Raw genomic sequence first — 21,871 nt, forward strand, 5'->3', positions numbered from 1 at the left:
GTGGGGAAGAGGAGGGTGGGCGAACCCCCCTCCCTCCCACGAAGGGATGCATCGGGTTTCAGCGCCGATCAGCGCTGCTGGCCACCGCGGTTGTTGCCGCCGCGTTGCTGCTGTTGCTGCCCGCCTCCCTGGTTACCACCGCCACGGCTGTTCTGGCCGCCTTCGCGGCCGATGTCAGCCATGTGCTGGCGGTCCTGGCTCACCGCTTCGCCACCCTTGCGGCCGGCTTCGCGTGCTTCTTCCGAGCTGAATTCATGGGCGTTGCCTGACTCGTGCGCGGCACGTCCACCCTTGGCGGCGATCTCGCGCTGCTTGTCCTCGTCCATCGAAGCGAAACCGCGGTTGCTGGTGCCCTGGTTCTGGTTCTGGTTGGCCATGGAAAGTCTCCTTGGGTTCAGCCGCCTCATTGGCGGCAGCGACCATCTTCCAGATCCGGCGCTAGACGGCGGTGGCACGACTGCCAACGTCGCGTCATCCCGAAGGCGCTGATTCCTCATCCGGCCTCCACGAACATTCGTGCGTGCGCACAGTGGCAGGCACACGTTCAGCGGCCCAACCGCGCGTCAACGCGATGCGGAAGGTACACGCCACAGTTCGACGCAGCCTCCACACCGGTCTCACCGCGCGTACGATCGGTGTGGCTAAGGTAGAGCGGTCTGCAACAACCGGTGGTGCCATGCCCTTTAGAGCGATTGCCTATGTAAGTGAAGCCTCCCGCAACCTGACGGAACAGCGGCTGCAGGAACTTGTGGCAGAGGCGGTGCAGTTCAATGAGTCCGCCGATGTCACCGGCACATTGCTGTTCGACGGCTCGCGCTTCCTGCAGTATCTGGAGGGCCCGGAGGCCGGGATCAATGCGGCTTACGCGCGCATTCTCGCGGCCGGCAGCCACAGTGGGATCGTCGAACTGAACCGGGGCAGGGTGGGGCGCCGGCAGTTTCCGCACTGGCGGATGCGCAGCGTGCGGGTGGATGAGCTCGCGCTGGGGAAGATCGCCATATCCGACTGGACCGGCTTCGTGCGCAGCGCGTCGGCGCTGGAATCGGGCACCAGCGCCCTGGATCGACTACTGTCGGTTTCGCAATCGCAGACGGAAGCAGGCGCGGGCGGCATCATGGAACCAGACGGGCAGCTGGCACGATGATGTCGTCAGCCGCCCCGGTGGTGCCTGAGCTGCTACGCGTCGGCTGTGCGGGGTGGTCGCTGTCGCGGTCGGATCAGGAGGCGTTCGGCGCGGGCGACAACGCGCTGCAGCGCTACGCCACACGCCTGCCGATGGTGGAGATCAACTCATCCTTCTATCGACCGCACCAGGCCAAGACCTATGCGCGATGGGCGGCGAGCGTGCCGGAGGGCTTCCGGTTCGCGGTGAAACTCCCGCGCGAGATCAGCCATGAGCGTCGGCTGCGTGATGCAATGCAACCGCTCGAGCGGTTCCTTGAAGGCGTGCTGGAACTGGGTGGAAAGCTCGGTCCGTTGCTGCTGCAGTTGCCGCCCAGCCTGGTGTACGACACGGTCACGGCCGAAGCCTTCCTGCGGGGCCTGCGCGCGCGCACGCAGGCCGAAGTAGCGTGCGAGCCGCGCCATCCGAGTTGGTTTACGGCGGACGTGGATGCGCTGCTGAGCGCGCATGGCGTTGCACGGGTAGCCGCAGATCCGGCACGTGTGCCGGCGGCAGCGGTTCCCGGCGGTGATCGCACGTGGAGCTACTGGCGCTGGCACGGCCAGCCGCAGATCTATCGCAGTGCCTACGACGAGCCGATCCTTGCCCACCTTGCGCGGCAGCTGCTGGCCGAGGCCGACGCGCAACGACCCGCCTGGTTCGTACTGGACAATACCGCGCTGGGTCACGCCACCGGCAATGCCCTGCACCTGCAGGCGCTGCTGCAGGAGAACGAACATGCCTGAAGGCCCTTCGATCGTCCTGCTGCGCGAAGCAGCGAGCCATTTCAAGGGGCACGTGGTCCGCACCGTCTCCGGGAACAGCCGCATCGACCTGTCGCCGCTGCAGGGCCGAAGGGTCAAGGCGGTCCGCAGTTGGGGCAAGCACTTCCTGCTGGAATTCAGCCATCACACGCTGCGCATCCATCTGATGATGTTCGGCAGCTGGCGCATCGACGAGCGGAAGCCAGCCCCGGCGCGGGTATCGCTGGTGTTCGACAACGGTGAGCTGAACTTCTATGCGTGTTCCGTGCGCCTGATCGACCAGCCTCTGGACGACATCTACGATTGGCGGGCGGACGTGATGAACGATGCCTGGGATCCGAAGCTGGCCAGGCGCAAGCTGAAAACCATGCCGGACGTCCTTGCCTGCGATGCGCTTCTGGACCAGACGGTCTTCGCCGGCGTCGGCAACATCATCAAGAACGAGGTGCTGTTCCGGATAGGCGTGCATCCCGCCACCCGATTGGGCGACCTGCCGCCACGCAGGCTTACCGCGCTGATCGAGCAGGCCCGCGCCTACAGCTTCGATTTCCTGGAATGGAAGCGCTGCTTTGAGCTGAAGAAGCATTGGCAGGTGCACACGAAGAAGGTCTGTCCCGTGTGCGGTGGCCCGATCAGCAAGCTCTACATGGGGACCACGCGGCGACGCACGTTCTTCTGCCCCAATGATCAAGTGCTGTACGGGCCCTGAGGCTGCCGTCCGTGGCAGCCAGGTTCCGGGGCGCGTCGATCAGGCGGCCTGCGCTGCCTTGGCGTTGCCGCCGCCCTTGGCCAGCAGGGTGAGCTTTTCGTCGGTGGCTTTCTCTTCCTCAAGCGTCTCAAGCAGCAACGGCAGGGCGTCCTTGTAGCCCAGTTGTTTGGCCAGCGCGGCGATGGTGCCGTAGGACGCAATCTCGTAATGCTCGACCTTCTGTGCGCCACCGATCAGGGCGGCATCGCGCACAGGGCCCTTGTCGATGCTGTCGATCACTTCCTTGCCTTCCTCCACCAGGCCCTCCATCGCCGCGCACTTGATGCGCTTCAGGCGAATGCCCAGGATCTCCACAACCTGATCGATGCGCTCGATCTGGCCCTGGGTTTCTTCCAGGTGCGTTTCAAACGCCGTGGCCAGGTCCGGGTTCTCGGCCGCACGGGCCAGGCGCGGGAGGGCCTTGGTCAGCTGCTTCTCGGCGCTGTAGATGTCCGAGAGTTCGTGGATGAACAGGTCTTCCGCCGTCTTGATAGCCATACTGGGCTCCGCAGTGAGTGGAGCGATCAGCGTAGGGTCTGCCCGGTTGCGATCAGGCAGGTGCCAGGTGAAGGCGGCATGTGGAGGTCCACGCGAACCGTGCGCGTGCCCTTCACGATGCGGGATCCGCCACTGCGGGTTGGCGCCGGTGCCGCCAAGCCTTCGCCATGGCTTCACAATGGCATCGCCTGGTGCCCATGCACCGGCCGGTACGGTCACTTCACGCCCGATCACGCGTGGAGACTCCCATGAGCGACGACAAGAAGAACACCGGACGCCCGGACCGGGATCGCATCAACGTCAACGAAGATTACGAGCTGCAGTACTGGACCACGGCGCTGGGCGTGTCCGCCGAGGAACTTCGTGCCGCTGTGGCGGCGGTCGGCCCCACAGCCGTTGCTGTCCGCAAGCATCTGGGAAAATAGCGCGGAGTTGCCCATGTCCCTGGTCGAGTACCGCCGCAAGCGCAGTTTTGACAAGACCAAGGAGCCCGAGCCGGGCAAGGCGCTACCGAAAGGGCAACGCGCCATTTTCGTGGTGCAGCTGCACCACGCCAGCCGCAGGCACTACGACTTCCGCCTGCAGGTGGGTGACGCGCTGAAGAGCTGGGCCGTGCCCAAGGGGCCCAGTTACGACCCGAAGGTCAAGCGCATGGCGGTGGAGGTGGAAGATCATCCTGTCGACTATGCGACCTTCGAAGGCGAAATCCCCAAAGGCCAGTACGGCGGCGGCCATGTCGCCCAGTTCGACCACGGTGTGTGGGCTACGCAGGGCGACCCGGAAGCCCAGCTCGCCAAGGGCCATCTACGATTCGAGCTGTTCGGCGCCAAGCTCAAGGGTGGATGGCATCTGGTCCGTTCAGGCAAGCCAGCGCGCCAGCCACAGTGGCTGCTGTTCAAGGACGACGATGAATTTGCGAGCGACATCGAGGCAGACGATCTGCTGGCGGATGTTGCTGTAGCGCCCCCGGTGGACCTGAAGCGTGCCGGGGCCGGAAAGACCGCGAAGAAGAAACTCACGGTCGTACCCGCCACACGCGCCCGACGAAAGAACTGGGCGAAGAAGGCCCTGGCGCTCAGCAAGGCAAGAAAGGCCGCAGCGCCGTCCGGGCCGTTTGAGCCACAGTTGGCCAAGCTGGGCGAAGCGCCGCCCCAGGGCGGGCAGTGGGTGCATGAGATCAAATGGGATGGGTACCGCATCCTTGCTACGGTGGCTGAGGGCAACGTGCAGCTGTGGTCGCGGAACGCACTGGAATGGACCGGCAAGCTCCCTGAAATACGTGACGCGATCACAGCACTGGGCCTCACCTCGGCGGCACTGGACGGTGAGCTCATCGCCGGCGCCGGCACCAGGGAGGACTTCAACCTGCTGCAGGCCACGCTCTCCGGCGAGCGGCAGGGCGTCCTGACGTATGCATTGTTCGATCTGCTGCACCTTGATGGCGTGGACGTCGCCGATGCGCCCTTGCTGGAACGCAAGGCCCTGCTGCAATCCGTGCTGGAAGGGCAGGGCAGGCCATTGGCGTTCAGTTCGCATGTACAGGGGGATGGCGACGAGGCCTATCGCCTGGCCGGTGAGCAGCACTTCGAAGGCATCATTTCCAAGCGCGCCGAGCGCAGCTACCACAGTGGCCGCAGTGAGGATTGGCGCAAGACCAAACAGCTGGCCAGCGACGAGTTTGCGGTGGTCGGATACACCACGCCGAAAGGCAGCCGCACCGGGTTCGGCTCGCTGCTGCTGGCGCGGCCAGACCCGAAACATGGCTGGCTCTACGTCGGCCGCGTCGGATCCGGGTTCTCGGACGAACTGATCGGCGAAGTCAGCAAGCGCATCGAAGGCGGCGGCAGCCGCAAGCCGACGGCGTACGTGCCCACCCAGGACACCGACCTGCGCGCCGCGACCTGGTTCCCGCCGCGTTTCGTGGTGGAGGTCTTCTATCGCGGGATTGGCGGGCAGAAGCTGTTGCGCCAGGCGTCACTGAAGGCGGTAAGGGCGGACAAGGACATCGCCGATCTCGCAGATTCCGATCGCGCCGGGCCGGTCACGATCTCTGGTGGGAAGTCCGCAACGGCGCGTCCTGCGCGCGATGCGAAAACGTCACCCGCTACCGACCGCACACCGCCCGCGCTGTCGTCTCCCGGCAAGATCCTGTTTCCTGGCGATGGCTACACCAAGCAGGAGGTATGGGACTACTACGCGGCAGTGATGGAGCATCTCCTGCCCGAGGTGGTTGATCGTCCGCTGTCGATCATCCGATGTCCCAGTGGCACCGCAAAACCCTGCTTCTTCCAGAAACACCATACAGCCGGGCTGGAGTTGGTCGACGCAGTAAAGCTCAAGGAAGAAAGCGGTATAAACGCCCATTACCTGGTGGTGCGGGACGCAGCCAGCCTGCTTGAACTGGTGCAGTTCAACGCGTTGGAGTTCCACCCCTGGGGCAGCCACGCCGAAGCGCCCGACAAGGCCGACCGCGTGGTGTTCGACCTGGATCCAGGACCGGACGTACCCTTTGCCGAGGTCAAGAAAGCGGCAACCGACATCCGGAAACTGCTGGCGCAGCTGGAGCTGGAATCGTTCCTGCGTGTATCCGGTGGCAAGGGCCTGCACGTGGTCGTGCCGCTCAATCCGGGATGCGACTGGGACCTGACCAGGCGCTTTGCGAAGGGTTTCGCCGATGCGCTGGCGCAATCCGAGCCCCAGCGATTCCTGGCAACGGCCACCAAAAGCCTCCGCAACAAGCGGATCTTCGTGGACTATCTGCGCAATGGGCGCGGTGCGACGGCGGTTGCGTCCTACTCGCTGCGGGCCAGGCCGGGGGCACCGGTAGCACTGCCGATCGCCTGGGGCGATCTGACGAAACTCAAGCGCGCAGACGCGTTCACGATCAAGGACGTGCCAGCAAAGCTGAAACGGCAGCGCAAAGACCCTTGGGCCGGTATCGGGAAAGTGAAACAGAATCTTGCGCGATGGGCGCAGGCAGACCCGTAGCCCGCGCCTACGCTTCGGGCGCCTGCACGCTACCGGGCAATACATGATCGCATTCGACCAGCCGCGCGTTGCTGACCGTCTGGCGCGACGGACAAGCACCGCACACCAGCGTCGTTCCACCGGGTACCGCCCCCAACGCGTCCCCCGACAACTGCGTAATCCCGCCGCAGGTGTTGCAGCGCACGCGAATGGACCTGACGCGCTCAATACCCTGCACGCCGGAAGCGGCGTCCAGCTCCAGAACATGGAAAAGGCCGGTATTGGGCATGGGGTGCTCCCGAGTCATCTGCCCCAAGCGTAAACGATCCATGGCATTGGGCGGGGAGGCGTCCTGCATGCCGTTTGTCGGCTGGGGCCCAACTGATTCACAAATTGCACAGGATGGGAACAACTGCGGGGCGCAGGTGGCCTATCCTAGCGGCACGGAATCTGGGGGGATTCACTACAGGAGCAGTCAATGCCGATCAGGGCAGTCGCATACGTCAGCGAAGCGGGCCCAGCCGTTGCCGGTGACCCGTTGGGCCTGCGCAGCGGGAAGCTGGACGATCTGGTCGATGATGCCGCCCGCTTCAACCGAAATGCCGGCGTTACCGGAGTTCTGCTGTTCGATGGCGCCCGCTTCCTGCAGTACATGGAGGGACCCGAGGACGGCTTGAGCGTGGCGTACTCGCGAGTGGTGGGTGCTTCCAGCCACGCAGGTCTCATCGAGTTGCAGCGGGGCAGGGTGGGCAACCGGCGACTCCCGTTCTGGCCGATGCGTTGGCTGCCGACGCAACCCGAGCAGTTGAAAATTCTTGCCTGCGCGGACTGGTCGGGGTTCGCCCAGCACAGCGGTGACGAAGCGCCAACCGAGACGGCGATGGATGTCCTGGCCAGGTTGGTGGAACCCTATGCCGTGGCGGCGTGATCCACCGGCCTAGCGACCTCCATGGCGCTCGGCCCACGGAATTTCGCCGCTGCACACATGGAGGTGCCCGGTGCGCATCACGCAATACAGCCGCGCCTCCGGCTCCGCGCTGGCAGCGATATAGTCCAGTGCCTCGGCGAGCATGCGGATGAACTGCGGCTCGGGGTAGAACGCTGCCCATTCCGGCAGCAATTCCTCCAGTTGCGCGATCATCAGATCGATTTCCAAGTGCGTGCTCACTGCCTGATCCTCCTTCCAGGCACGTTAGCGACCACGCTGCAAGCAAGGAGTTGCGGTTCGCAGAGGCGACACAGGCGTGTTGCCCACGCAACGCTCACCTGGCCTTGACCATGGCGTTGATCGCGGCAGCGCGTGAGCATCATCTGCACGACCACGCCACCGTCGTTTCACCCGGCAAGGCGTATCAGAGAGGCCTCCCAGCTGAAGCTGCAAGGATCTCTTTCATGTCCGAACCGTTCCCGCGCGCCAGCTTATGGTCAGCTGACACTGAGTCGCACAGCTTCCGCCCCCTTGCCGGCACGACGCGCGCGGACGTGCTGGTGGTGGGCGCCGGCATGACCGGCCTGCTGACAGCGGCCCGCCTGGCCGATAGCGGCCTGGATGTGCTGGTGGTTGATGCGGGGCCCATCGGCGGGCGCAATACGGTGATGTCCACCGGCAATCTTTACGCGCCCGTCTCCCGGCTGGCCGATCTGATCTCCCGTTGGGGCGGTGACACGGCCAGCCGTGTCGTGCAGTGGCGGCAGCAGGCGCTGCGGTCCATCGAAACACTGGTTCATCGCTACCATCTGCGCTGTGGCTTCCAACGCGTGGGCATGCAGTACGGTGTGCAGGATCGCACCCGCGAGGTCACCGCGCAGTTCGAGCGTGAGCTGCAGGCCTATCAGCGCGTCGGCCTGCAGTGCGAACACCGGCAGTCCGGGCTGCCGTTTGCATTGGGCCACGCCTTCCGCGTTCCCGATCAGGCGCAGTTGGATCCTGCGGCGTTCTGCAGGCAACTGGCACGTCATCTGGCAGGTCGCGTGCGCATCCACGACTGGACCCGGATCAACCGCATCGAGGCATCCGCCGGCGTTGCGACAGCCGATGGCGCCCGCATACAGGCCAGGCAGTTCGTGCTGGCTACGCATTCGCCCGCAGGCTTCAACCTGGTGCAGGCCGAGATGGAGGTGTACCGCGAGTACGGGGTGGCGGTGCCGGTTGCCAACCCACCTGCGGCAGGCATTCACTGGATCGCCGACCGGCACCGCTCATTGCGCGGGGTGCACGGCGCTGATGGCCGCGACTGGCTTGTGCTGGTTGGCGAAACACACCGCACCGGCGAAACGCCAGCGGTGGATCCGGCCCAGCATCTGCTAGCCGACGCGCGCCGCAACTTCAACGTGCAGCGCGAGCCGCTGTGCTGGTCGGCGCAGCAATTCCGGCCCGCCGACCAGCTGCCCTACATCGGCAGCAGCGCCCACGATAATGTGTGGGTCGCTACCGGCTATGGGCCGGACGGTTTGACCTGGGCAGGCGTGGCCGCGCGCGCGATCACCGAGGGAATCATGGGCACGACCAGCGAGATCGAGCAACTGCTCAGCCCCATGCGTTTCACGCCGGTGCGCTCGGCCGCTGGCTGGGCCCGCACCAACGCCACGGTGGCGCGGCACATGGTGGGAGATCGCCTTGCCACGGCGCCGTCACACTCACCCAGTGAGATGGCCCGTGGTTGCGGCGCACTACTGGACGTGGACGGAAAGCGAACCGCGGTCTACCGCGACGAGGGCGGTCGCCTGCACATGATGTCGGCGCTCTGCCCGCACCTGAAGTGCGTTGTCCAATGGAATGGCCATGAGCGCACCTGGGACTGCCCCTGCCACGGCAGCCGCTTTTCCGCCACCGGAGCGCTGCTGGAAGGCCCTGCCAGGCAGGGCCTCACACCAGAACAGCTGTAGGCGCAGGCATCCACCTCAGGCTTCGGCGGCTGCATCCGCATCGCAGGGCATGCAGCGCTCCTTCTTGGACTTGATGTCTGCAGCGGTCTTCGCCAGTGCCTCGTAACGCTGGCGTATCTCTTCAAGATGGGCCGGCTCCATCGACTCCAGGTTCAACAACTCCTGATTGGCGTCCTTGCTCACCCGGATCAGTTCATCCAGCTTGATGTGCAGCGCAGCGGTATCGGCGTTCTGCGTATGCTGGATCAGGAACACCATCAGGAAGGTCACGATGGTGGTTCCTGTATTCACCACCAGCTGCCACGTGTCATTGAAGTGGAAGGCCGGCCCGCTGGCAGCCCAGGTGATGATCACCCCCAGCGCTGCGACGAATGCCCCCAGGCTGCCGGACAATCGCGCCGTCGCCGCCGCGACACGGGCAAAACCGCGCCGGATCACTGGTCACCTCCCGCGGCCTCCTCATCCGTGTGGCGGTCCGGCAGCTTGACCCGCTTCCCGAGGCGCTTGGCCTGCTCGTCCGGCGTGGGCGCAGCGACGAAGGGGGAGATCGGGTCACTGGCGGGGAAGGTTTCCTGCAGCGCCTCGTCATGATTGCGGCGGTTGTGCAGCGTCGCCTGCAGCGGACTGACAGGATCGGGGCGCTGCGCCTCCGTGTCCGGATGGGGAAGGTCTTTCTGGTCGCGTTGCATGGTGCATCTCCAGGTTGATCACCACCTCGCAGGTGGCGGGCCCAGCATAGGAATGCACTGTGAGCGGCCTCATCAAGGGCGGGGCAACGTGGCGTCAATCCTTCAGGCAACGCGCGTTAACAATCAGCGCGGCGGCGCGGTCTGCGTCGGCCATGGCGTTCTGATGCGGCACGTGGTTGCGCACCCCCTCACGCCATTCACCCCGCAACAGCGAGAATGGCCTACCGGGCGCACCATGCGCGAGCCGCCCACCGATTGCAGGAATGCTGAGATGTCCAACACCCCCTTTGGCGAGTCGTCATGTGCTGCCGCAGCCAGCGGCTGCATCGAAGTCCGTGGTGCGCGCGAGCACAACCTGAAGAATGTCGATGTCTCCATTCCACGCAATGCACTGGTGGTTTTCTCCGGCGTGTCGGGATCCGGCAAGTCCTCGTTGGCCTTCGGCACGGTTTTCGCCGAGGCGCAGCGGCGCTACTTCGAATCCGTCGCACCCTATGCGCGCCGCCTGATCGACCAGGCGGGCGTGCCCGATGTGGATGCCATCGACGGGCTGCCCCCGGCGGTCGCCCTGCAGCAGCAGCGCGGCGCCAGCAATGCGCGCTCCTCGGTGGGCAGCGTGACCACGCTGTCCAGCCTGGTGCGCATGATGTTTTCGCGGGCGGGAGCCTACCCGGCCCACCAGCCCATGCTGTACGCCGAAGACTTCTCGCCCAACACTCCACAGGGCGCCTGCAGCACCTGCCATGGCCTGGGGTATGTCTACGAAGTGACTGAAGCACTGATGGTGCCGGACCCGTCGCTGAGCATCCGCGAGCGCGCCATCGCGTCCTGGCCACCGGCATGGCATGGCCAGAACCTGCGCGACATCCTGGTCACGTTGGGCTACGACATCGATGTGCCGTGGAAGAAACTGCCGAAGAAGGACCGTGAGTGGATCCTGTTCACCGAGGAGACGCCCACCGTGCCGGTCTATGCCGGCTTCACGCCGGCCGAGACCCGTACCGCACTCAAGCGCAAGCAGGAGCCCAGCTACATGGGCACCTATACCGGCGCGCGCCGTTACGTGCTGCACACCTTTGCCAACACCCAGAGCGCCTTGATGCGCAAGCGTGTTTCGCGCTACATGGAAGGCAAGCTGTGCCCGGCCTGCCACGGAAAGCGCCTGAAACCGGAGGCGCTTTCGGTCACCTTTGCCGGCGTGGATATCGGCGAGTTCATGCGGCTGCCGCTGGATCAACTGGCGGACCTGCTGGAGCCCATCGCGCAGGGTGATTTCGGCGCACACAACAAGGGCGCACGCGCCAGCAGGAGTGCAACAACCCGCGATCGTGCCCGACGGGCGGCAAGTGGCCGCGCGACCCACGAAGGCGCACCCGACGTGCGCCTGACCTCAGCCTTGTCTGAGGAAAAGCGCCTGGCGGCACAACGCCTGGCGGGCGGGGTCATGGCGCGTGTACGGCAACTGCGCGAGCTCGGCCTGGGCTATCTATCACTTGATCGCGCCACGCCCACGCTGTCCGCCGGCGAACTGCAGCGCCTGCGGCTGGCCACCCAGCTCAGCTCGTTGCTGTTTGGCGTGCTGTACGTGCTCGACGAGCCCTCGGCCGGCCTGCATCCGGCTGACAGCCAGGCGCTGTACGACGCGCTGGACCGGCTGCGCGACGGCGGCAACTCGGTGTTCGTTGTCGAGCACGATCTGGAACTGATGCGCCGCGCGCAGTGGCTGGTGGACGTGGGACCGGAGGCCGGCGAGCGGGGAGGGCGCGTGCTTTACAGCGGCGAACCCGATGGCCTGCGCGACGTTCAGGATTCGCGCACGGCGCAGTACCTGTTCGACCAGGTGCCTGCGCCCGCCAGCCGGCAGCGCAGTGTCATCAGCTGGCTGGAGCTGAAGGGTATCCATCGCCATAACCTGCAGGGCGTGGACGCGCAGGTGCCGCTGGGGCTTCTGACCGCAGTGACCGGTGTTTCCGGATCGGGCAAGTCCAGCCTGATGGCACAAGCGCTGCCCGAGCTGATACTGCTGCACCTGGGGCATGAGCCGGTGGACGACAGCGCCGACAGCACGCCCGCGGATGGGCCGACCGTGATCGAAGCCACGCGGGGCCAGCTGGCCGGCGACGTGGACGCCATCCAACGCGTGGTGCAGGTAGACCAGAAGCCCATCGGCCGCACGCCACGATCCAATCTGGCCACCTACACCGGCCTGTTCGATCACGTGCGCAAGCTCTTCGCCGCGACACCCGACGCGCGCCGCCGTCGCTTCGATGCGGGCCGCTTTTCGTTCAACGTGGCCAAGGGCCGATGCGAAACCTGCGAAGGCGAGGGCTTCGTCAGCGTCGAACTGCTGTTCATGCCGAGCGTCTATGCGCCGTGCCCGACCTGCCATGGCGCCCGCTACAACGAGGCCACCCTGAAGGTGCTGTGGAATGGTCGCACCATCGCCGAGGTCCTGCAGATGACGGTGGACCAGGCGCAGGCGTTCTTCGCCGAAGAAGACGCCATTGCCCGCCCGCTGCAGTTGCTGCAGGAAATCGGTCTGGGCTACCTGCGGCTGGGCCAGCCGGCCACCGAGCTTTCAGGCGGTGAGGCACAGCGCATCAAGCTGGCGACCGAGCTGCAGCGCAGCCAGCGCGGACGCACGCTGTATGTGCTGGATGAGCCCACCACCGGCCTTCATGCATCGGACGCGGACAGGTTGCTGGCGCAGCTGCAACGGCTGGTGGAGGCTGGCAACACCGTGGTGATGATCGAGCACGATATGCGTTCTGTCGCACAGGCGGACTGGGTGATTGATGTCGGGCCAGGTGCAGGCGGCGCGGGTGGCACCATCGTGGCGAAGGGCACGCCGCAACAGGTGGCCCGCGCCAAGGGAAGCAGGACTGCGCCGTTCCTTGCGCGCGAGCTGGGGCAGGCCAGCTGACGCCATCTCATCCGGGGCTGCATGCATTCTGTTGTACTGTGGGAGTACTCGCAGCGCCCATCAGCGAGAGGATGGTCAGGTGAACGCTTCCATGCTCCCAAGAATCGTCGGCTTCGATGTCCCGTTGTTGCATGAGCGTGTAGACGCATCCACCGACGAAGCCATCACCGCGCTGCTGGATCTGGCGCCGGGCGCTCGCTGGACAGAGATGTTCCTCATCAAGTGCAGGGCACTGGCGTCCCAGCTCCAGCTGGCGGATGTTCGCATTGAAGGCGCCAGGATCTACTTCTACGGATCCATCAGCGATTCTCGTGGACTTGCCGACGCGGTGATGTCCATTGTCCACGTACTGAATGATGAGTTGATGCGCGAGCGGAATCACGCAGCCAGCCGCGCCTAGGCGCAGCCAAGCAGGGACCAGCACCGATCGGCAATCTCCGCTGCGCCAGGATGGCCGCGCAGGCTCGATCGCTTCGCAAGCCTGCCCTGCAGATCGTCGATCCATGCCGACCGGGTGCCATGCGGATCTCTCACATAGATATCGCAGGCAAGCCGGATAACGGGCGCCACTTCATATCGGAAGCTCATCGCGGGCAGGGCGCCCAGGTTGAACGCGATTTTCCAGTGGGCCAGCTCGCGCTCGACGTCGACAACGTGCTTGCTTCTTCCATGGATCATGGCGTTACCCCTTTTCGAAACTCCACTGTACACGCTTGTTGCTGCGGGCCTGTTCATGACCCTTGTTCATATGGGACGCGTCCCCGTACGTTCCCGTAACGGCGACACGCCCACAGTCAATCGGCAGCAGACTTGCTGCGGCGGAGAATCGAAATGAACAGCGTCCCCGAACAGAACAGGAATGACCGCTCCAACGCGTCCGCTGAAGCAGAACAGCCTGCACAGCAGGGGCAGGTCGAGGGGAGCGAGCCTGGCGGGAAGGAGCCCGGCAAGCAAGGGCAGCAACAGCAGCAGGACAACAAGGATCGCGAGAGCCCGAAGCCAGCGGATGAAAAGAAGGGCGGTCTCGGCGGCGATACCCGCCGCTGAGGAACAGGAGGAGCCGCGCGCCGCGCGGCTGCTTCCGCAGCAGACAGGGAGCGTGCATGTCCGCACAAAGCCAGGCGATCAGCCTGATGACCAAGATCATGTACCAGTGTCGCCCGGAGAAAATCACAACAATGGCGCAATGCCGTTGCTGCCACGCGCCCAGCCCTGGCGGGATGGAGTGCGCACGGTGCCTGACCGGCAGGCTCGGCGATACGATTCACAATCGTGGTGCAGCGTTCGGCTGGCTGGAATCGTTCCGCAGGGTCCAGCAGGACGAAGCACACGTATTCGAATGCGCAAAGCGCACCGATGCGGCATCTCCCTAGGCGTCGCATCCGGACCTGACATCGCGCAGGCGTATGCTCGAGTCATTCAGGAGCAATGCGATGACTTTTCCGATCTGCATCTACGATAGAACGGGCACAGGGCTCCGGCTGCCTGCGGGATGGTGGATCGACCTTCAGTCCGATCTGCCTGCACTGGTGAAGGGTCCCACGCGCATCGACCTTCCGCGATCCTCAAAAGACGAGCATCCACGATTGGATCCTGAGGTTCTCAGGGATCTCTTCCGGCGCATTGGAGGCTCTCAGTGGTCAGGTTGAATCCAGCCCATTCCCTGGGAGTGCGCTGGCTGTTCTTTCGCCTTCGCAACGGGCAGTCCATCAGCCCCGCCAGGTTGATGTCTGTCTGGTCCGAGGCGGCAGAATCCAACGACTGCGCCGTGCGCCGCGAGATCATCGACGGCGCCGGCTACGTCTACGCCTTGTATGCGCCCAACAGCCTGCTTTCACCCAGGCGCGTGGAGCTGCGCATGAGAGCGCTGCTGGAGGAGGCCGGCTACGCCTTCACGATGGGCAGCCTGGCGGGCCGGCACCCGGGCGACGGTTGAGGCGCGTAGCTGGCGCTGCGTCCGCAAGCGCCCGGAACGCGCTCGTCATTCCGGAGTGTCTGGTTCCAGAGGTTCGTCAGGCTTTGGATCAAAGAGCGCCAGCATCCGTTCACGGCGGCATTGTTCGAGCCAGTGGTGCCATATCTCCACCTCGTCCATCAGCCCCGTGGCACCGCATGCGGGGCAAGTGAGCGTCGTGCCCAATGGGCTTGTCTGAATGCCGGCGTTCTCGCTCATTGACGAGCGCAGGCCGCAACTCTTGCAGGTAGATCGCAACTGATCAAGGCGAACGATTGCGCCATTGCGCGCAAGAAGGGGCTGGATCGCGTGGATCCGGAAGGCATTGGGAGGATGCATGGCCGTGTCGTCTAAGGCTGGACACGGGAGCAAAGGATTCTGCGCCGGAGAAGAGCCGTGAGGGCGCAGTGTCCTCCGTTGGAGGTTAACCCTTCATCAAAGTGCGGAACGCGCTCCATCGTTGGCCTGAAATCCCACGGCCGCAATCGTGCGCTGACGTGGCAGCCGGCGCTCATCCGGCGCCGGCCCTGTTTCTGGGCAGGAAGGGCTCCGCCATCACAACGGAGCCCCGGCCACTCACTTTTCCTGCAGGAACGTCAGCAGATCCTGGTTGACCTTGTCCTTGTGGGTGTCGGTCAGGCCATGCGGCGCACCCAGGTAGACGATCAACCTGGCGCCCTTGATGAGCTTTGCCGATTGGCGGCCTGAGATATCGATCGGCACGATCTGGTCGTCGTCACCGTGGATCACCAGCGTGGGCACATCGAACCTCTTCAGGTCCGCGCGGAAATCGGTGGCCGAGAACGCGGCGATCGAATCGTAGGTGTTCTTGTGGCCGCCCTGCATGCCCTGCGCCCACCACGCATCGATCAACCCCTGCGACACCTTCGCGCCCGGGCGGTTGAAGCCATAGAACGGGCCCGACGGAATGTCCTTGTACAGCTGCGCGCGGTTATCCATCTGCGCCTTGCGGATGCCATCGAACACTTCAATCGGCAGGCCGTTCGGGTTGTCGGCGGTCTTCAGCATGAACGGCGGTACCGAGCTGATCAGCACCGCCTTCTTCACTCGCCCGGTGCCATGCCGGCCGATGTAGCGCGCCACTTCGCCACCACCGGTGGAGAAGCCCACCAGGGTGACATCGTGCAGGTCCAGCGTATTGATCACCGTGGCCAGGTCATCGGCGTAGTGATCCATGTCATTGCCTTCCCACGGCTGGCTGGAACGCCCGTGGCCGCGACGGTCATGCGCGATGACACGGTAGCCATGATCGGCCAGGAAGATCATCTGGGATTCCCAGCTGTCCGAGTTCAACGGCCAGCCGTGGCTGAAGGTCACGACCGGGCCGTCCTTCGGGCCCCAGTCCTTGTAGTACAGCTGCACGCCATCGGCGGTGGTGATGTAGCTGGCGGTGCGCGCGATGCTGGTGACTGCCGCCGGCGTGGCCGGTTCGGCGGCCTGCGCGGACAGGCCGGCCTGGACCGAGAGGGCGAGGGCGGCGACGGCCAGGGTACGGGCGAAGGTGTTCATGCAGGAACTCTGATGGGTGGGTGGTGAGACGTACTTTGCGCCCGCGATCAGGCGCCAGGGATATGACAAGTCCGAATTTCTTGATAGATCGTCCTGAGTGCACGGATCCACAGTGGGGTCGACTGGATGATCATCCGAAGCTGCCCGACCTGGGCCTGCGCGCTACCGAACGAGCCAGAGGTGCTTGCAATGGTGGCATTGCAGCCGGTTCCGCATTGCTTCCCGGAACGCAACATGACGTCCCCCTTCACGGCGCTACCGCACCTGCGGCGTACTGCCTAGGCTGATCCCACACGGCACCTGCCGTGTTCCGGGCCCATTGCCCGCGCAGTGGCCCGTCTTCCCATGAACTCCGCAGCGCTGGCCTGCCAGGCAACCGTGCCCTGGCAATGTCACTGCCTGCGCCATGGGCAGGCGCCCGGATTCGTTCGCGCCAGCCTTGCATTGTTGCCCGCCAAATGGCTCTTCGTGGAGATCCCTCATGTTCAGTATGGAAAACACCGCCGCGCCCATTGCCCCCGCCCTCGATGAACTGGTGCCCTCGCGCTACGCCCTGAAAGTGGGCGACGTCGAAGTGCTGGTGATCAGCGATGGCGTCCTGCCGTTGCCCACCCAGATGCTCGGCCACAACGTACCGGCGGCCGACCGTGCCGAATGGTTCGAAGAGATGTACCTGCCGCAGGATGCCTTCGACTGGGCATTGAACGTGATGGTGGTGCACAGCGGGGATCGCACCATTCTCATCGATGCCGGCCTGGGCATGGACCCGGACCTGCAGCTGCCGCGCGCCGGCCAGCTGATCCGTCGCCTTGGTGCTGCCGGTATCAACCTGGGCGAAATCACCGATGTGGTGATCACCCACATGCACATGGACCACGTCGGCGGGCTGCTGGTTGAAGGTGTGAAGGAACAGCTGCGCCCGGACCTGAAGATCCACGTGGCCGCAGCGGAGGTGGAGTTCTGGAAGTCGCCGGACTTCAGCCGCACCAACATGCCGCAGGGTTTCCCCGATGCGCTACGCGCCACGGCCAAGCACTTCTGGGCCGAGTACAGCAGCTATGTGCATACCTTCCAGAACGAACAGCAGATCGCGCCGGGCGTAACGGCCCGCCGTACCGGTGGGCATACCCCGGGCCACTGCGTAGTGCGCGTAGCGTCCGCGGGGCAGGCCCTGACCTTTGCCGGTGACGCCGTGTTCGCGGTCGGCTTCGACCAACCGAACTGGCACAACGGTTTTGAGCACGACCCGGAGGAATCCGCACGCGTACGCATCGCTCTGCTGAAGGAACTGGCCGGCACCGGCGAAATGCTGGTGGCCACGCATCTTCCGTTCCCGTCAGTGGGCCGGGTGTCGCTGGAGGGCGAGACGTTCCGCTGGGTGCCGGTGTTCTGGGACTTCTGATCGGATCCTGCGGATACAGCGCAAGCAGGGGTTTTCGACGGGGCGCATCGGCGCCCCGCTCGAATCCCGCAAGGACGAGGCCGACAACGGACGCCATCCACACCTGGCGTGGAACTACTGGATGGCGGTAGGGCGAGCCAACCGCTGCAGCTTGTGCGGGTTGCGCTGCACCAGGATCTGCGTGATCCGCTCGCCATCGGTCTCGAAGGCCATCGCCGCCTCCAGCACGCCATCGAAATAGCGCAGCAGTCCCAGCCGTCCGTTGAGCATGGCCGGCACCATCCGCAATTGCGCGCTGCGCCGCAGGTGCGGGGCATACAGCAGCTGGGCAATGCGTGCGCCGCCGAGCATCGGCCCGGGAAAGCTGGTGACGATACCGCCGCCGTCACCCACCAGCTCGGCCGATTCGGCCATCAACGCCTTCATCGTGCGGAAATCTCCACTGGATGCAGCCTCGGCGAAGCGGCGCAGCAGTTTCTGGTGCACGTCCTGCGGGACGTTGTAGCGCGGACGCTCCTGCCTGAGCTGCTGGCGTGCGCGATGCACGATCTGCCGGCAAGCGGCTTCCGTCTTGTCCAGTGTGCGCGCGACCACCGCATAATCCTGATCGAACACATCGTGCAGCAGGAAAGCCGCACGCGCATCCGGGGCCAACCGTTCCAGCACACTGAGGAAGGCGACCGACAGATCGCTGGCGGTTTCCAGCACGTACTCGGGCGTGGCGGCGTCATCGGTCAGCAGCGGCTCGGGCAACCACATGCCCACATAGTGTTCGCGCGCATGCCGTGCCAGGCGCAGGCCATCAATGGCGCGACGGGTGGTGGCCGCCACCAGCCAGGCTTCCGGATTCTCGATCTGTGACCGGTCGGCGCCATGCCAGCGCAGCCAGACATCCTGCACCACGTCTTCGGCTTCGTGCGAAGACCCAAGCATGCGGTAGGCCACGCCGAACAGGCGTGGGCGGAGGCGTGAGAACAGCGCAGTGGATTCGTCCATGCCAGCGTAGACGGGACAGGTCCCCGGATTGTGACACCCGGGAACCTGTCGTTGGTGCCAGCGCCGGACGTGCGATCAGTGCGGCGGCAGCACCGCCGGCTTGCCGATGTCCTTGATCAGGAACACCACGAACTTTGCCGGCTCGGTAGCGCTGGCGTTGCGGCCTACGGTGTGCAGATCGGCCGGGCCCTCATGGAAGGCCTCGCCCGGGCCAAGGGTGACTTCCTTGCCGCCGGCCACACCCATCACGATCCGTCCTTCCAGGACGTAGACGAAGCCATGGGCATCGTGGCGGTGGACAGGATCGGCGCCACCCGGCGGGTACTCCACGGTAAGGATCAGCGCTTCCTTGCCGTGCTGCTCCGGCAGGGCGCGGGTCATCACCTCGCGCACCAAGGGCTGGGGCGCAGGAGAGGGCGGGGTGGCGGCAGCGCCGCACAGTGGCAGCAGCGCAAACAGGACCAGAACAGAGCGACGCATGGCAGGTCTCCAAAGCGGTGGAGGAGGGCCGCAGCATGTGGCAGCGGCGGAAGGATCAGGCCAGGCCGGCCTTGTCCAGGCCAAAGGCCGTATCCAGGGTGCCGGGCGTGGTACGGAAGGCAACGTTGGCGCGGTTCCAGGCGTTGATCGCCATCACCGCGTGGGTGAGGTCGACAATTTCCTGATCGGACAGCTGGCCGCGCACGCGCGCGTACAGCTCGTCGGGCACCCCCTGCGCCGGCAGCTGGGTCAGTACTTCGGTCCAGGCCAGGCAGGCGCGCTCGCGCGGGCTGAACAGCGTTGATTCACGCCATGCCGCCAGGTGATGCAGGCGCAGCGGGCGCTCACCACGCAGGGTGGCCTCCTTCACGTGCATGTCCAGGCAGAAGCCACAGCCGTTGAGCTGCGATGCACGGATGTTGACCAGATCAATGATGGCCCCTTCGATTGAGGCGGTGTGGGCGGCATGCGAGTACAGGCCGAGCTTCTTGAACAGTTCGGGGGATTGCGCGGCGTAATCCAGGCGTGCGGTCATGGTGTGTTCCTGTAGCGTGTGAAGGGCACAGCGAGGCTAGGCCTGCATTCGCAATGCCGGTAGGCGGGGGCCGGGCCGCACGCTGTTGCATGAAAAACACCAATGTCCTGTCACAGCGGCCGATGCTCGGCCGTCTGCCGGGCATGGACACCTCATCGCACCTGCGCACCGCATCGCGCCCTGCCAGCGAACAGGTCTGGCAGGCCTTCCTCGCCGCATTGCGCGAACTGCCGCCCGACGCACGCGCGATCCTGCTGTTGCACGACGTGCTGGGCGCCGGATTCGAGGACATCGTGCCCCTGCTGGGGCTCGACCCTTCCACGTGCAGGCAACGGTTGGCGCTGGCGCGGAGCCACCTGCACGCACAACGTGCCCGCCTGGAGCCAGGCCACCCATGAATGCCGCAACGCCCCGCGCGGCCAGTGACGGCCACGATGCGCTCAATGCGTCCTTCTCCACCAGCTACGCCGGTGTGCTGGCCTTCATTGCAGTGGCGTCCGAGGGCAGTTTCGCGCGCGCGGCCGACCGCCTCGGCATCGGCCGCTCGGCCGTCAGCCGCAGCGTGCAGAAGCTGGAAAGCCAGCTGGGCGTGCGGTTGTTCCTGCGCACCACGCGCTCGACCACGCTCACCCGGGAAGGCGAGCTGTTCCTGGAGGGCTGCAGCCCGGGCGTGACCTGCATCCTGCAGGCGCTGGAGGAAATGCGCGACCTGCGCGAGGGCCCGCCGCGCGGGCACCTGCGCATCAGTGCCAGCCACGGCTTCGGCCGGCGGGTGATCGCCCCCTTGCTGGCCGCATTCCGCGCCGAGTACCCGCAGGTATCCGTGGAACTGCTGCTGGACGAGCAGGCCCCCGACCTGGCCGGTGACCGCATCGACGTGGCGTTTCGCGATGGCCTGCTGGAAGACAGCCAGGTGATCGCCAAGCAGCTGGTGCCGATGCAGCTGGTCGTATGTGCATCACCGGCGTACGTGCAGGCGCACGGCCTACCCGCGTCGGTGGATGCGCTGTCCACGCATGACTGCATCGGGCGGCGCCTGCCGGGCGGACGCATGCAGCCCTGGGAATTCCGTGTCGACGGTGCCGAAGTACACCTTCAGCCGCCGGCCGCACTGGTGTTCAACGATGCCGACCTGGCCCTGCAGGCCGTCATCGACGGGCTGGGCATCGCCCAGCTGCCCAGCTATCAGGTGCGTGAAGCGCTGTGGGCGGGCAGGGTGGTGACCTGCCTGGATCGGCATGCGCCGCTCGATCGCGGCCACTACCTGTGCTACCTCAGCCGCCGCCAGCTGCCCAAGCGCGTGCGGGCCTTCATCGACTTCAGCACGCAGCGGGTACGCGCGCTCGAACTGGATGTGATCTCGCACTGGGAAGCACGCCAGCAGGCCACCCCTCTGAAGCCAGGCGCACAGCCTGCCTGGGCCTGAGCGTACTGGTGCGTGCCGGGCAACAGTGCGCGGCCGGTCACGGACCTACTGCCTCGCGCCCGCGCCACCTACGATGCCTGCGCCCGGCCACACCCGGCAGCCCCTCTACATACCAGGAGACACGCAATGAAGTTCCTCGTCGTCGGTGGTACCGGCCGCATCGGCAGCAAGGTGGTGGAGCGCCTGCGCGTAGCCGGGCATGAGGTCGTGGTGGCAGCGCCCTCGACCGGGGTGGATGTGCTGACCGGTGAAGGTCTGGATGCCGCCATGGACGGCGTCGACGTGGTGGTGGACCTGGCCAACTCGCCCTCGTTCGAAGATGCGGCAGTGCTTTCGTTCTTCGTGACCGCTGGCCACAACATACTTGCGGCCGCTATCCGTGCCGGCGTACATCACCACGTTGCGCTTTCCGTCGTAGGCACCGACATGCTGGCAGCCAGTGGCTATTTCCGCGGCAAGATCGCCCAGGAGCGGCTGATCCGCGACTCGGGCCTGCCGTACACCATCATCCATTCCACGCAGTTCTTCGAGTTCTTGCCGGGCATCATCCAGTCCGCCGGCGATGGGGAGACCCTGCGGCTGCCGGCCGCCGACGTGCAGCCGATTGCCGCCGAGGATGTTGCCGAAGCGGTGGCACGCATCGCGCAGCAGCCGCCGGCCAATGGCGTGCTGGAAATCGCCGGGCCGCAGCGTAGCGCGATGGCGGATCTGGCCAGGCAGTATCTGCAAATGACGGGTGATTCCCGGCAGGTCGTTGCGGATGCCCAGGCGCTGTACTTCGGCGCGCCGCTGCAGATCGACACGCTGGTGCCGGTCGGACACGCGTGGCTGGGGCAGGTCGATTTCGACGCCTGGCTGCAGCAGTCCGGCCTGTTGCAGCGGCAGCCTGCCTGAGCGGCGAATCGATCGCC

General features: G+C 65.4%; 28 protein-coding genes. 16 read left to right on the forward strand and 12 right to left on the reverse strand.

Annotated features, from left to right (window positions below; genetic code table 11):
- Window positions 1-68: 68 nt before the first annotated feature.
- Window positions 69-377: a KGG domain-containing protein gene (locus tag ACTJJM_RS01665; protein WP_019337684.1), complete on the reverse strand. Its 309-nt coding sequence runs from the start codon at window positions 375-377 to the stop codon at window positions 69-71.
- Between the two features lie 299 nt (window positions 378-676).
- Here ACTJJM_RS01665 and ACTJJM_RS01670 point away from each other — a divergent pair, with 299 nt between their 5' ends.
- From ACTJJM_RS01670 to ACTJJM_RS01680, 3 genes are read left to right on the forward strand one after another with little or no spacing between them, the layout of a single operon-like run.
- A complete protein-coding gene (locus tag ACTJJM_RS01670; RefSeq protein ID WP_043395806.1) occupies window positions 677-1,144 on the forward strand; it encodes a BLUF domain-containing protein in 468 nt (155 codons plus the stop codon).
- On the forward strand, window positions 1,141-1,908 hold the full coding sequence (locus ACTJJM_RS01675) for a DUF72 domain-containing protein (RefSeq protein WP_440865088.1): 768 nt from the start codon (window positions 1,141-1,143) through the stop codon (window positions 1,906-1,908). The genes ACTJJM_RS01670 and ACTJJM_RS01675 overlap by 4 nt, the downstream gene beginning before the upstream one ends.
- The gene (locus ACTJJM_RS01680) at window positions 1,901-2,635 is read left to right on the forward strand and encodes a DNA-formamidopyrimidine glycosylase family protein (protein ID WP_049481219.1); all 735 of its coding nucleotides are present in this window, start codon (window positions 1,901-1,903) and stop codon (window positions 2,633-2,635) included. Before ACTJJM_RS01675 ends, ACTJJM_RS01680 begins: the two co-directional genes overlap by 8 nt.
- Before the next feature lie 39 nt (window positions 2,636-2,674).
- Here the strand turns inward: ACTJJM_RS01680 and ACTJJM_RS01685 are convergent, their stop codons facing one another.
- Window positions 2,675-3,172 (reverse strand): YciE/YciF ferroxidase family protein, encoded by a 498-nt coding sequence (locus tag ACTJJM_RS01685; RefSeq protein WP_019659711.1) that lies wholly within the window; start codon window positions 3,170-3,172, stop codon window positions 2,675-2,677.
- A 248-nt stretch (window positions 3,173-3,420) separates the two neighbouring features.
- Between ACTJJM_RS01685 and ACTJJM_RS01690 the strand changes: the two genes are divergently transcribed.
- Entirely contained in the window at window positions 3,421-3,597 is a 177-nt protein-coding gene (locus ACTJJM_RS01690; RefSeq protein ID WP_019336566.1) for a DUF3606 domain-containing protein, read from the forward strand.
- Window positions 3,598-3,610: 13 nt separating this feature from the next.
- Window positions 3,611-6,160 (forward strand): DNA ligase D, encoded by a 2,550-nt coding sequence (gene ligD / locus ACTJJM_RS01695; RefSeq protein ID WP_049455231.1) that lies wholly within the window; start codon window positions 3,611-3,613, stop codon window positions 6,158-6,160.
- 7 nt (window positions 6,161-6,167) lie between these two features.
- Here ligD and ACTJJM_RS01700 read toward each other — a convergent pair whose 3' ends face one another.
- Window positions 6,168-6,428, reverse strand: a complete 261-nt coding sequence (locus ACTJJM_RS01700) for a hypothetical protein (RefSeq protein WP_227199396.1) — start codon at window positions 6,426-6,428, stop codon at window positions 6,168-6,170.
- A 189-nt stretch (window positions 6,429-6,617) separates the two neighbouring features.
- Here ACTJJM_RS01700 and ACTJJM_RS01705 point away from each other — a divergent pair, with 189 nt between their 5' ends.
- Window positions 6,618-7,067, forward strand: coding sequence for a BLUF domain-containing protein (locus ACTJJM_RS01705; protein ID WP_043395790.1), 450 nt, complete (start codon window positions 6,618-6,620; stop codon window positions 7,065-7,067).
- A gap of 9 nt (window positions 7,068-7,076) precedes the next feature.
- On the opposite strand, the gene ACTJJM_RS01710 is transcribed toward ACTJJM_RS01705, so the two are convergent.
- The gene (locus tag ACTJJM_RS01710; RefSeq protein WP_043395788.1) at window positions 7,077-7,307 is read right to left on the reverse strand and encodes a hypothetical protein; all 231 of its coding nucleotides are present in this window, start codon (window positions 7,305-7,307) and stop codon (window positions 7,077-7,079) included.
- A 224-nt stretch (window positions 7,308-7,531) separates the two neighbouring features.
- Between ACTJJM_RS01710 and ACTJJM_RS01715 the strand changes: the two genes are divergently transcribed.
- On the forward strand, window positions 7,532-9,025 hold the full coding sequence (locus tag ACTJJM_RS01715; protein WP_329762826.1) for an FAD-dependent oxidoreductase: 1,494 nt from the start codon (window positions 7,532-7,534) through the stop codon (window positions 9,023-9,025).
- Between the two features lie 15 nt (window positions 9,026-9,040).
- Here the strand turns inward: ACTJJM_RS01715 and ACTJJM_RS01720 are convergent, their stop codons facing one another.
- Together ACTJJM_RS01720 and ACTJJM_RS01725 are read right to left on the reverse strand one after the other, a co-directional pair.
- Window positions 9,041-9,463: a low affinity iron permease family protein gene (locus ACTJJM_RS01720; protein WP_019336571.1), complete on the reverse strand. Its 423-nt coding sequence runs from the start codon at window positions 9,461-9,463 to the stop codon at window positions 9,041-9,043.
- Window positions 9,460-9,714: a hypothetical protein gene (locus ACTJJM_RS01725; RefSeq protein ID WP_099560609.1), complete on the reverse strand. Its 255-nt coding sequence runs from the start codon at window positions 9,712-9,714 to the stop codon at window positions 9,460-9,462. The genes ACTJJM_RS01720 and ACTJJM_RS01725 overlap by 4 nt, the downstream gene beginning before the upstream one ends.
- A gap of 271 nt (window positions 9,715-9,985) precedes the next feature.
- On the opposite strand from ACTJJM_RS01725, the gene ACTJJM_RS01730 reads away from it, so the two are divergent.
- Both ACTJJM_RS01730 and ACTJJM_RS01735 read left to right on the forward strand, forming a co-directional pair.
- The gene (locus ACTJJM_RS01730; protein ID WP_440865089.1) at window positions 9,986-12,637 is read left to right on the forward strand and encodes an excinuclease ABC subunit A; all 2,652 of its coding nucleotides are present in this window, start codon (window positions 9,986-9,988) and stop codon (window positions 12,635-12,637) included.
- 79 nt (window positions 12,638-12,716) lie between these two features.
- Window positions 12,717-13,037: a hypothetical protein gene (locus ACTJJM_RS01735; RefSeq protein WP_019336574.1), complete on the forward strand. Its 321-nt coding sequence runs from the start codon at window positions 12,717-12,719 to the stop codon at window positions 13,035-13,037.
- On the opposite strand, the gene ACTJJM_RS01740 is transcribed toward ACTJJM_RS01735, so the two are convergent.
- Window positions 13,034-13,315: a hypothetical protein gene (locus tag ACTJJM_RS01740; RefSeq protein ID WP_010485730.1), complete on the reverse strand. Its 282-nt coding sequence runs from the start codon at window positions 13,313-13,315 to the stop codon at window positions 13,034-13,036. The two genes, ACTJJM_RS01735 and ACTJJM_RS01740, sit on opposite strands and share 4 nt — an antisense overlap.
- A gap of 153 nt (window positions 13,316-13,468) precedes the next feature.
- Between ACTJJM_RS01740 and ACTJJM_RS01745 the strand changes: the two genes are divergently transcribed.
- From ACTJJM_RS01745 to ACTJJM_RS01755, 3 genes are all read left to right on the forward strand, one after another.
- Window positions 13,469-13,684 (forward strand): hypothetical protein, encoded by a 216-nt coding sequence (locus ACTJJM_RS01745; protein ID WP_049455235.1) that lies wholly within the window; start codon window positions 13,469-13,471, stop codon window positions 13,682-13,684.
- Between the two features lie 56 nt (window positions 13,685-13,740).
- Window positions 13,741-14,010, forward strand: a complete 270-nt coding sequence (locus tag ACTJJM_RS01750) for a hypothetical protein (protein WP_100051410.1) — start codon at window positions 13,741-13,743, stop codon at window positions 14,008-14,010.
- 263 nt (window positions 14,011-14,273) lie between these two features.
- Complete coding sequence (locus ACTJJM_RS01755) at window positions 14,274-14,573, forward strand: hypothetical protein (RefSeq protein WP_049455236.1); 300 nt, start codon at window positions 14,274-14,276, stop codon at window positions 14,571-14,573.
- A gap of 45 nt (window positions 14,574-14,618) precedes the next feature.
- Here the strand turns inward: ACTJJM_RS01755 and ACTJJM_RS01760 are convergent, their stop codons facing one another.
- The gene (locus tag ACTJJM_RS01760) at window positions 14,619-14,930 is read right to left on the reverse strand and encodes a hypothetical protein (protein WP_099560612.1); all 312 of its coding nucleotides are present in this window, start codon (window positions 14,928-14,930) and stop codon (window positions 14,619-14,621) included.
- Window positions 14,931-15,167: 237 nt separating this feature from the next.
- The gene (locus ACTJJM_RS01765) at window positions 15,168-16,121 is read right to left on the reverse strand and encodes an alpha/beta fold hydrolase (protein ID WP_329762820.1); all 954 of its coding nucleotides are present in this window, start codon (window positions 16,119-16,121) and stop codon (window positions 15,168-15,170) included.
- A gap of 481 nt (window positions 16,122-16,602) precedes the next feature.
- Here ACTJJM_RS01765 and ACTJJM_RS01770 point away from each other — a divergent pair, with 481 nt between their 5' ends.
- Window positions 16,603-17,523 carry an MBL fold metallo-hydrolase gene (locus tag ACTJJM_RS01770; RefSeq protein WP_049455238.1) on the forward strand — a complete coding sequence of 307 codons (921 nt, stop codon included), beginning with the start codon at window positions 16,603-16,605 and terminating at the stop codon, window positions 17,521-17,523.
- Window positions 17,524-17,637: 114 nt separating this feature from the next.
- Here the strand turns inward: ACTJJM_RS01770 and ACTJJM_RS01775 are convergent, their stop codons facing one another.
- The 3 genes from ACTJJM_RS01775 to ACTJJM_RS01785 all read right to left on the reverse strand — a co-directional run bounded on the left by ACTJJM_RS01775 (window position 17,638) and on the right by ACTJJM_RS01785 (window position 19,534).
- Window positions 17,638-18,519 (reverse strand): RNA polymerase sigma-70 factor, encoded by an 882-nt coding sequence (locus ACTJJM_RS01775; RefSeq protein WP_049455239.1) that lies wholly within the window; start codon window positions 18,517-18,519, stop codon window positions 17,638-17,640.
- Window positions 18,520-18,594: 75 nt separating this feature from the next.
- On the reverse strand, window positions 18,595-18,999 hold the full coding sequence (locus ACTJJM_RS01780) for a cupin domain-containing protein (RefSeq protein ID WP_049455240.1): 405 nt from the start codon (window positions 18,997-18,999) through the stop codon (window positions 18,595-18,597).
- A 55-nt stretch (window positions 19,000-19,054) separates the two neighbouring features.
- On the reverse strand, window positions 19,055-19,534 hold the full coding sequence (locus ACTJJM_RS01785) for a carboxymuconolactone decarboxylase family protein (protein ID WP_049455241.1): 480 nt from the start codon (window positions 19,532-19,534) through the stop codon (window positions 19,055-19,057).
- Window positions 19,535-19,623: 89 nt separating this feature from the next.
- Between ACTJJM_RS01785 and ACTJJM_RS01790 the strand changes: the two genes are divergently transcribed.
- From ACTJJM_RS01790 to ACTJJM_RS01800, 3 genes are all read left to right on the forward strand, one after another.
- Complete coding sequence (locus tag ACTJJM_RS01790; RefSeq protein WP_049455242.1) at window positions 19,624-19,932, forward strand: sigma factor-like helix-turn-helix DNA-binding protein; 309 nt, start codon at window positions 19,624-19,626, stop codon at window positions 19,930-19,932.
- Window positions 19,929-20,960, forward strand: a complete 1,032-nt coding sequence (locus tag ACTJJM_RS01795) for a LysR family transcriptional regulator (RefSeq protein ID WP_262088726.1) — start codon at window positions 19,929-19,931, stop codon at window positions 20,958-20,960. The genes ACTJJM_RS01790 and ACTJJM_RS01795 overlap by 4 nt, the downstream gene beginning before the upstream one ends.
- Window positions 20,961-21,086: 126 nt before the next feature.
- Window positions 21,087-21,854 (forward strand): SDR family oxidoreductase, encoded by a 768-nt coding sequence (locus ACTJJM_RS01800; protein ID WP_049455244.1) that lies wholly within the window; start codon window positions 21,087-21,089, stop codon window positions 21,852-21,854.
- Window positions 21,855-21,871 lie beyond the last annotated feature (17 nt).

It is taken from the genome of Stenotrophomonas sp. 22692 (assembly GCF_052045015.1).
GTDB lineage: Bacteria > Pseudomonadota > Gammaproteobacteria > Xanthomonadales > Xanthomonadaceae > Stenotrophomonas > Stenotrophomonas geniculata.